Annotated in this window: 4 protein-coding genes; 1 reads left to right on the forward strand and 3 read right to left on the reverse strand. The window is 66.5% G+C overall.

From position 1 onward, the window contains the following. Positions 1–10: 10 nt before the first annotated feature. From G7Y50_RS03435 to G7Y50_RS03445, 3 genes are read right to left on the reverse strand one after another with little or no spacing between them, the layout of a single operon-like run. Positions 11–961, reverse strand: coding sequence for a MoxR family ATPase (locus G7Y50_RS03435; RefSeq protein WP_165056325.1), 951 nt, complete (start codon positions 959–961; stop codon positions 11–13). Beyond that, positions 958–6,543 (reverse strand): leucine-rich repeat domain-containing protein, encoded by a 5,586-nt coding sequence (locus G7Y50_RS03440; protein WP_165056322.1) that lies wholly within the window; start codon positions 6,541–6,543, stop codon positions 958–960. The genes G7Y50_RS03435 and G7Y50_RS03440 overlap by 4 nt, the downstream gene beginning before the upstream one ends. Next, entirely contained in the window at positions 6,536–8,329 is a 1,794-nt protein-coding gene (locus G7Y50_RS03445; RefSeq protein ID WP_165056318.1) for an ATP-binding protein, read from the reverse strand. The genes G7Y50_RS03440 and G7Y50_RS03445 overlap by 8 nt, the downstream gene beginning before the upstream one ends. Positions 8,330–8,734: 405 nt before the next feature. Here G7Y50_RS03445 and G7Y50_RS11890 point away from each other — a divergent pair. After that, on the forward strand, positions 8,735–8,939 hold a 205-nt coding region (locus G7Y50_RS11890), incomplete at its 3' end, for a hypothetical protein (protein WP_206214751.1).

Consider the following 8,939-nt stretch of genomic DNA (forward strand, 5'->3'; position numbering starts at 1 on the left):
TCGCGCGCCCCTAGCGCAGCATCGGGGAGCCCAACGTAGGAGCAGGCACCATCTCGATGACCTCGTCGAGCACGTCAGCCGCCGTCACGCCGTCGATGCGCGCCTGCGGGCGCATGGTCATGCGGTGCGCGCACACGTCCTTGAGCACGTAGAGCACGTCGTCGGGCGTCACGTAGTCGCGGTCGGAGAGCACCGCCGACGCGCGTGCCATGCGCACGAGCGTCAGCACGCCGCGCGGGCTCACGCCGAGCTGCACGAGCGGCATGGTGCGCGTGGCCTCGCACAGGCGCACGGCGTAGTCCATGATCTCGTGCGACACGCGGATGGTGGTCAGGTAGTGCTGGATCATGAACAGATCATCGCGCGTGGCCACCTCGCGCACGTCATCGAGCGGCGTCGAGGCCAGCTGCTCCTCGATCATGCGGATCTGCATGTCGTGGCTGGGGTACCCGATGGACAGCTGCACCATGAAGCGGTCAAGCTGCGAGTCGGGAAGCGGCTGCGTTCCCGCCGAGCCCATGGGGTTCTGCGTGGCAATGACGATGAACGGCTTGGGGATGTGATGCGTCACGCCGTCAACGGTGACACACTGCTCCTCCATCACCTCGAGCAGCGCCGCCTGCGTCTTGGCCGAGGTGCGGTTGATCTCGTCGCCGAGGAGCAGGTTGCAGCCGACCGCGCCCATCTTGAACTCGAAGGAGTCGGTCTGCTTGTTGTACATGCTGAAGCCCGTGATGTCGGAGGGCATGGTGTCGGGCGTGAACTGCACGCGGCGGAAGTCGAGGCCGAGCGCGCGCGAGAACGCGAGCGCCAGCGTGGTCTTGCCCACGCCCGGCGTGTCCTCGAGCAGGATGTGCCCGCCCGCGTAGATGGCCATGAGCACCTTGCGGATCACGTCGTCCTTGCCCACGATGGCCTTGCCCACCTCGCGGATGATCTGCTCGTTCTTCTTGATTATCATGCGGTCTCCCCCTCAGTAGGCTCAGCGGAACGGGTGGCGGAAGGCGAGGCCCCAGCTCCTTCGGACGCGCGGTCGGCTTCGGCGGCTGCCGAAGCCCCGTCAGGCGCAGCAACGGCATGCGATGAGTCGGCGCCGCCCGTTGAGGCAGCGCCATCAGCTGCCGCAGCGCCGTTCGGCTCGCCGGCGCTCGCCGCGGCAGGTTCGCCCGCATCAGGTGCGTCAGCGCTACCGCCCGCAGCCCCCTCCGCGTTCGCAGCCGCCGCGCTCTCGGCCGCCGCGCTCGCCTCGTCGGCTGCGCTTGAGGCTGCAGTGCCCTCGGCGGCTGCCGCGTCCTCAGCAGCCTCGCTCGCCGCAGCTGCCGCGTCCTCAGCAGGCTCGCTCGCCGCAGCGGCTGCGGCTTCTTCCGCCTCTTTCGCCGCGGCTGCAGCTGCGGCAGCCGCAGCCTCGTCGAACAGCATGCCACGTGCGGCTTCCTCGCCGACCGAGGCGGAGAGCACCGGCAGGTAGGCGTCATACGTCCCGTCGGGCACCTTCAGCTTGAAGTCTTTCGCCATGTTCGCAAACGCGTTCGCACCGAGCGCCGGCGCCGACTTCAGCTCGATGGAGGCCAGCCCCACGCACCCGTCGAACGCGTTCGCGCCGACGGACGCGAGCGAGCTCGCCAACGCGAACGAATAGGGGGCGTCCGCGTGCTTGAACGCGCCTGCGAAGGCCCTGTCGCCGATGCTCTCCAGCGCCGTGTACTTCCCCGGCGTCCATTTGTCATTCGCCGTCAGCGACGTGCATCCCGCGTACGCGCCCTCGCCGATGCGCTTGAGCGCGCCGAGAGCCGCCGCCGTGCCGCCCGTGCGCGTGAGGCTCACGCAGTTCTTGAAGCAGTCCTTCGGGTACTCCTCCAGCGCAGCGTAGAAGCTCACCGCGCTCAGCTTGTCGCATTCCGCGAAGCACGCCTCGCCAACCGACGTCACGTTCGCCGGGACAGTTCCGCTCTTGAGCGAGTCGCAGTCATAGAACGCCTGCGCGCCGATGGTCTCAAGCCCCGGGAACCTCGAGCTGACGGGGCACACCGTGAGCCCCGAGCCCATGAAGGCGCGATCACCCACAGCCTTCAGGTTCTCCCTGAAGCCTGCGGCCGACGCTATGCCCGCAAGGCCCGTACAGTTGACGAACGCCTCCTCGTCGATCGACCCGACTGACGAGTAGAAGGCCGCCCTCCCCAGCGCCGTGCAGTTCGCGAACGCGCGCGGCCCCACATGGTCGATGTAGTCGCCCGTCGTTCCGCCGATGCGGACGTCGGCAAGGCTCGTGCAGTTGGCGAACACGCTGTCGCCCCAGTTGGGAATAGAGCCGTTGAGCTGGACCGTCGTGAGGCCCTCACACCCCTCGAACGCGCGGTCGCCCAAGGAGATGGTCGCCCCGAACTCGTATTGGATGCCCTCGAGCTCATCGCAGCCCGCAAACGCCTCGGGCGCGATCGCCGTCACGCTGCTCGCGATCATCACATGGCCCGACAGGTTCTCCATCGCATCGGTGATGACCCATCCCTCGTCGGTCGACTCGTAGGTGATGCCGCGCAACGTCTCAGACGTCTCGCTGCGCACCGCCAGAACCTCAAGCGCGTACCCCGCGCCGTAGTCAGGGTCGAGCGCTTGCTCGTATGCGCCGAGGTAGCGCTCATACGCCTGCTGGTCGGGAACCCAGATGAGCAGGTACTGAGGCGGCGTGTCGCCGAACACCTTGGCGCCGAGCGACGTGGGGGTGCTTGAGGCGAGCTCGACGATGGACAGGTTCGGGCAGTTGGAGAAGCAGCCGTCGGACACCTTCGTCAAGGCCGCGGGAAGCGTTATGCGCAGAAGGCCGTCGCAGCCCTCGAACGCTCGATCACCCAAGTAGGCGAGGTTCGGGCAGCCCGAGAGGTCAAGGCGCTCGAGCATGTCGCAATTCGCGAACGCGCATGCGCCCACCACCTCAAGCGCTTGCATCTGCTTCTCGCCCAGCTCGACGCCGGACAGGTTCACGCACCCGTAGAAGCAGTAGCGTCCGATGGTGGCAAGCGAGCTCTGCGCTTTCACCGTGGTGATCGCCAGGCAGTCGCGGAACGCCTCCTCGCCCAGCTCGGTGAGCGACTCGGGCAGCACCACGGTCCTCAGCGCCGGACACCCCATGAACGCCTGGGCGCCTATGTGCTCAACCGCGCCCAGGTCAAGCGTCCTGGTCTGGCTCTGGCCGAACGACAGGCAGTAGGCGAACGCGCGATCTCCCACCCACGTGAGTGCATCGAGGTCAAGGGAGTCCCCGTAGGCGTCCTCCGCCTCGGTTCCCTGGGCAGACCCCGCTTCGGCTCCTTGGTCGGCCTCCTGGCCAGACCCCGGCTCCTCGCCAGCCTTCGTCTGAGGATCCTTCTTCACCGAACCCTCAATGAGCTCGAGCTCCTCGCAACGGTAGAAGCACTCATCCCCCACCGCCGTCACCTGAGGGGCGTCGATGAGCAGAAGCGCGGTGCACCGCGCGAACGTCTGGTCTCTCAGCTCAGACAAGCCGCGGGCCTTGAACTGGAGCAGCGACGAGCATTCGGAGAACGCGGCCTTCCCCACCTCGGTGACGGAGTCGGGCAGCCATGCGCCCTGCAACGCCGTGCAGCTCGCGAACGCCGCCTCGCCCACCGTCTCGAGCGAGGTGAACGCGGTGAAGTCGGCTGACTCGAGGGATGAGCAGCCCTCGAAGCAGTGCGCGCCGATCGAGATGAGCGTCTCGGGCGACGCGAACGCCAGCGAGGAGCCGAGGGCGGAGCATCCCCTCAGCGCGTAGTCGCCCAAGCGGGCCGTGCCCGCGCGCACCGTCAAGCTCGAGGCGTCAGTGGGGACGTTGACCAAGGTGAGCTCGCTGCCAGGGCCTTTCGCGTAGAGCACCCCCGTCTGGGCATCGTAGTCGTACGATATGCCCGCCCCGGGCTGGTACAGGGTGGCGCCACCCACGTCAAACGCCTCGAGCGCGCCGCTCGCCAGAACCGACTCGAGCTTCCCGCAGCCGTCGAAGACGTTCGCGCCGACGTTACGCACCGATGCAGGCAGATGGACGATCTCGAGCGACTCGCATCCCGCGAAGGCTCCGTCGGCGATCTCGACCGTACGTCCGTCAGGCTCGAAGAACGTCCGCCCCTCGCGCTGCACCTCGACGAGCCGCAGCGCGGAGGTTTCGGGGGCATCCTCGTCGAGCACCTGGTACAGCGCGCCCCCCGTGCGGAGGAACATGCCTTCCGTAGGCACGAGCAGCTCCTCTGCGACATCGCGCCCCAGCACGCTTCCCCATGCTTCCAGATACGGGCCAAAGAGGGCTGCGGGGACGAAAACCTCTATGTCGGGGACGCCTTCTGAGCCGAACGCGTCCTTGTCGATGGAGACCACATCGTCGCCAGGAAGCGTGATGCGCTCCACCTCGCCCATGCCGGCGAGGCTGTCCTGGCGAAGCTCCTGCACGCTCTGCGCGACCACAACCTCGCGCACGTGAGGAGCCGTGGCGAAAGCGCCCGCTCCAACAGCGGTCATGCCCTCGGGCATGACATAGGTCTTCGGCGCCGCAAGCGGGATGCCCGCAAGCACGTCTGGATCTGACTTCGGGACGACGACGCCGCGGTCCGCGTCATAGACATACGCTCCGGGATCAACGGCGCCCGCGCCCGAACCGCCATCCTGCGAGGGCTCGCCACGCACCCCGACGCGCAGGGCGTCTTCCGCGTCAAGGGACGCCGCCGCACCGAGCGACGCCACCCACTGCTTGCACAGCGCGTCATAAGGCGAGGCGGGAACGAAGAAGTCGCCCCGATAGCCCGAAGACGCCATGCCTTCGACAGGCGCCTGCCCCTCGAAGCTCAGCGAGGCGATGGCGGCGTCCTTGAAGCAGCCTTCCTCGAGCAGGGTGACCGAGGCGGGAACGGAAACGTTGGCTATGCTGCATCCCGAGAAGGCGCCCTGCGCAATGTTCGTCACGCCCACGTACCACGATCTGCCGTCACTGACCATGTCCTTGTGCCTGGGCGGCACGTAGAGCATGCGCGTGCCGTCCGCGCTGTACAGCACGCCGAACAGCGACCCGTACGTCTGGGTGTTGCCCGAGACGCTGATGCGCTCCAAGTTGGGGAAGCATCGGGTGATGCTCCCAAAGTCCACGTCGATCACGCTCTCAGGGACGACGAGCTCGCGCACGCTCGCGTTCTCCTCCTCGAGCGCCACCTTGGTAACGCCCATGGGGATCTCGATCTGCTCGTCGGTGCCCCGGTAAGCCACGAGCACCTGGTCTCCCAGGAAGCGCCCTTTTTCAGTTCCTTCCACGCGGCGGACGCCGAACCCTTCGGGGACGTCTTCGACGACCGAGACGACGCTCCGCGTCGACGACTGCCCGTCCTCTACGCTCGCCAAGTAGATAAGCGGATCCTCCCCGGAGTTCGTCAACCGAAAGCCGGTCACCATTTTTTTCAGGTCCACGTTCGGCCCCGCGTCAAGCGGCTCGAGGAACACCACCGACTGTTGGTTCACATCCCCCTTCGAGAACGCGGCCTCTGCGTCCGACTGGCCCAAGACCGTGACCATGAACCGCTGCGCGTCGGAGAGGTCGGTGAAAAAACCTCCTACGACGTCATGCGGAACGGCCTCAGCCTGGATGCTCTCGGCGACGGAGGCAAGCGGCTCGTCCAAAGGACCCGGGAGCTCGGCTGAGAACTCCCTGAGCTGACCGCTCCCGTCCAGGGCCTCTACGCCATACGCCACGGTGAATCGCTTTCCCATGACCGTGAAGGGCTTGTAGTCTCTTTTGTCCTTGTAGGCAAACGTCGCGTCGTGCTGGCCGTTCTTCCACGTAGGGGATAAGAACGCCTCGTAGCCGTCCTCCCCGCCGTAGGAAAGCTCCCGCCTCAGCTCCGTCCCGTCGGGCTGCAGGTAGACGGCGGTGACCGTGACGCCTTCGGGATCGTACGTCTCGCCTATGGCGAACGACCAATTCGGCGGCACCTCGGCTTCAATGCGCAGCAAGACGTTGCCGACCTCGTCCACATAGTCCTCGTGCGCAGGGAGCTGCCCCTGCTGCTCCTCGCTCAGGGGCGGGGGCGTGTTGCCGCCCTCGCCGCCGGAACCAGGAGCGTTGCCGCCAGGCCCTCCGCCTTCGCCCGAGCCGCCGGGAACGACCGGAGCATCGGGATTGCTCGGATCATCCACGACGACGGTGTCGTCGCCCACCAGCGTGCCGGCGTCTGTTGCGACGGTATCGCTGATGACGGTGGCCATCTGCTCCGAGGGATGCGCATCGGCCTCAGGCGAGATGGGCTCGTTGCTCAAGCCCTCGTCTTCGCCTTCGTCCTCGTGGATGCGGTTGTCCGACCCGTCAACCTCGCCCACCTGGTACGACACGGCGCCGAACGCCTGGCTGTTCTCGTAGATGCTCTGCTGCCAGGCCATCTCGTCGAAGAAGTCGGCGCCGAACGAGCCGGAGAACGCCACATAGCCCACCATGCCCGCAAGCATGAAGCCCGCAGCAGTCCCCGCGACCTGCGTCGCGTGGCCCGAAAGATAACCTGCGATCGATTTAAACATGCATGACACCCCTCTGCATGCTCATGGCAAGCTCTGCGTTGATCAGATGCTCGAGCTGCTCGAACTCAACAGGCTTCGAGATGTGCCCGTTCATGCCCACCTCGCGCGAGTGGCGCTTGTCCTCCATGTAGGCGTCGGCCGACAGCGCGAAGATCGGCGTGGTCTGCGCGTCGGGACGCGAGAGCGCGCGGATGTACTGCGCGGCCTCCCAGCCGTTGCGGTTGGGCATCTGCACGTCCATGAGGACGACGTCGAAGTGATCGGGCTCGCTGCGCTCGAAGATCTCGCATGCCGCCACGCCGTCGGCAGCATGTTCCACCTGAGCGCCGAGCTCCTCGAGCATGTCGATCGCGATGCTCGCGTTGAGCACGTTGTCCTCGGCGAGCAGGATGGTGCTGCCTGCCAGCTTGAAGCCGCCGTTGTCCGGGGTGAGCTCGCTCACGGACACCTCGCCCGACGCCAGGTAGGCCGCCACCTCCTCCTCGGAGGCGATGGGAAGCCCCAGGTGGATCTCGAAGGTGGTGCCCACGCCCACCTCGGACTCAACCGAGATCTGGCCTCCCATGAGGCGCGTGAGCTGGTCGGTGATGGCCATGCCCAAACCTGTGCCGCCGAAGCGCCGCGAGATCGAGCGATCCTCCTGCGAGAAGGGGTTGAACAAGTCCACGAGGAACTCCGGCGACATGCCCTTGCCCGTGTCGGACTCCACGAACGCCACGTGCAGAACGCCGTCGGAGACCTGCATGCACCGCAGCGACAGCGTGATGGTGCCGCCCGGGTTGGTGAACTTCTGCGAGTTCGAGAGCAGGTTCGTGATGACCTGGGTCAGACGCAGCTCGTCGCCGAGGACGTAGGGGGTCGGCAGCGGGTCGACGCTCACCTCGAAGCTGATGCCCTTCGCGGCGATCATCTCGCCGAAGATGCTCTGCTCGGAGCGGATGACGTTGGTCAGGTCGAAGCAGCGCCGCTCGATCTCGAGTTTGTCGTTGTCAATCTTGGAGATGTCGAGCACGTCGTTGATGACCGAGAGCAGGTACTTCAGCAGGTCGTCGGCCTGCGTGAGGTAGCCCTCCATGAGGCTGGCGTCGTTGAGGTGCAGCTTCGCGAGCGACAGCGTGCCCATGATGCCGTTCATGGGCGTGCGGATCTCGTGGCTCATGTTCGACAGGAACATGAGCTTGGCGCGCTCGCCCGACTCGGCGCGCTCGCGCTGCTCGACGAGCTCGCAGCGCATGTTGTGGGACGACGTGATGTCGCGCACGGAGACGAGCACCTTGCCCTCGCCGCACGGCACCACGCGCAGCACGCCCCAGCGCGGCACGTCAGGGGTCTCGGGCGTGATGCGCGCCACCGCCTCGTCGCTGAAGGAGAACTCGGCCTCGAAGGGGCTTGCCCCGTTCCAACCCTCGAGGGCCTCGCGCAGATCGAGCAGCGAGTCGTGGGCAACGGCGCGGGCAAACGCCTCGACGTCAGTCTCCAGCGCACGGGAGTCGATTCCCAAGACGCGCTCGACGGCCGAGGAGCAGGCCACGCGATGGGCAGACTTGTCGTAGAGGATGAGCGCCTCGTCACCGGCCTGGTCAACGGACCTGAGGAACGAGCCGGCATGCGCATGGCCCGCGCCCGCGGAGCGCGCGGCGCCGCCCGAACAGCTCCTCCCCGAGCTGCCCGGAAAGCCACCGGCACGGCGAATGATCGAGAGCGTGGCGCAGAAGAGGATGGCCGCCACCGCAAGAGCCGCGATGCCGCATACGAAAAGCGCGTTGTCCTGCAGCGCCTCGAGCACGTGTGCCCCTCTCCCAAATTCATGCGCATAAGGCATGCGCGCAATCCCGCACGTCAAGGCGAAAGCCGTCAAGGCGCCACCTTAACCTTACTCAAAGCATAACTTTCTTTATTATGCCATATATAAGTAAGCAATATCAGTATAACCTCGTCATCTGTTCAATCGAGCTTCGCGACCCGTCAAGGCGTCACCTGGCGCGCAAGGGACCGCAGGCGCGAAGCGGTCAGGGAGACAGCCGGGAGGAGCCCGAGGGCGATTCAGACCCGCCTTCTTCCCCGCTCTGTCACCCCTCCCCCCTTAGATAATCTGCGGTTTGTCTGGCACCGAGCAACGTCGGCGTTTACAAGCGCCCATCCTCTGGTAACATACCCCCAGAGCATACAGGGGGATCAACAGGAAACGCAGGTGAAGCAGGAAAACGAGCTGATGTCAGCCTCCCGCCAACAGAACGCACGCATCCCGCGCGCCGCGCGCGCGCAGGATGCGTGCGCCCTCACGCGGCTTCCGGCGCGCTCGGCGGCCCCCGCGCCTGCGCCCTCAGCTGCCACGCCTGCGGCCGCGCCTGCCACCGCCGCGCGCTCCGCGCGCCCGGCGCACCGCGGCATCCCGC

Origin of the sequence: Adlercreutzia sp. ZJ176 (assembly GCF_011038975.1) — a bacterium.
Lineage (GTDB): Bacteria > Actinomycetota > Coriobacteriia > Coriobacteriales > Eggerthellaceae > CAAEEV01.

Excerpts from the sequence above, each read along its gene's own strand:
- G7Y50_RS03435 (WP_165056325.1), bottom strand. The coding sequence starts at position 961 with ATGATAATCAAGAAGAACGAGCAGATCATCCGCGAGGTGGGCAAGGCC.
- G7Y50_RS03440 (WP_165056322.1), bottom strand. The coding sequence starts at position 6,543 with ATGTTTAAATCGATCGCAGGTTATCTTTCGGGCCACGCGACGCAGGTC.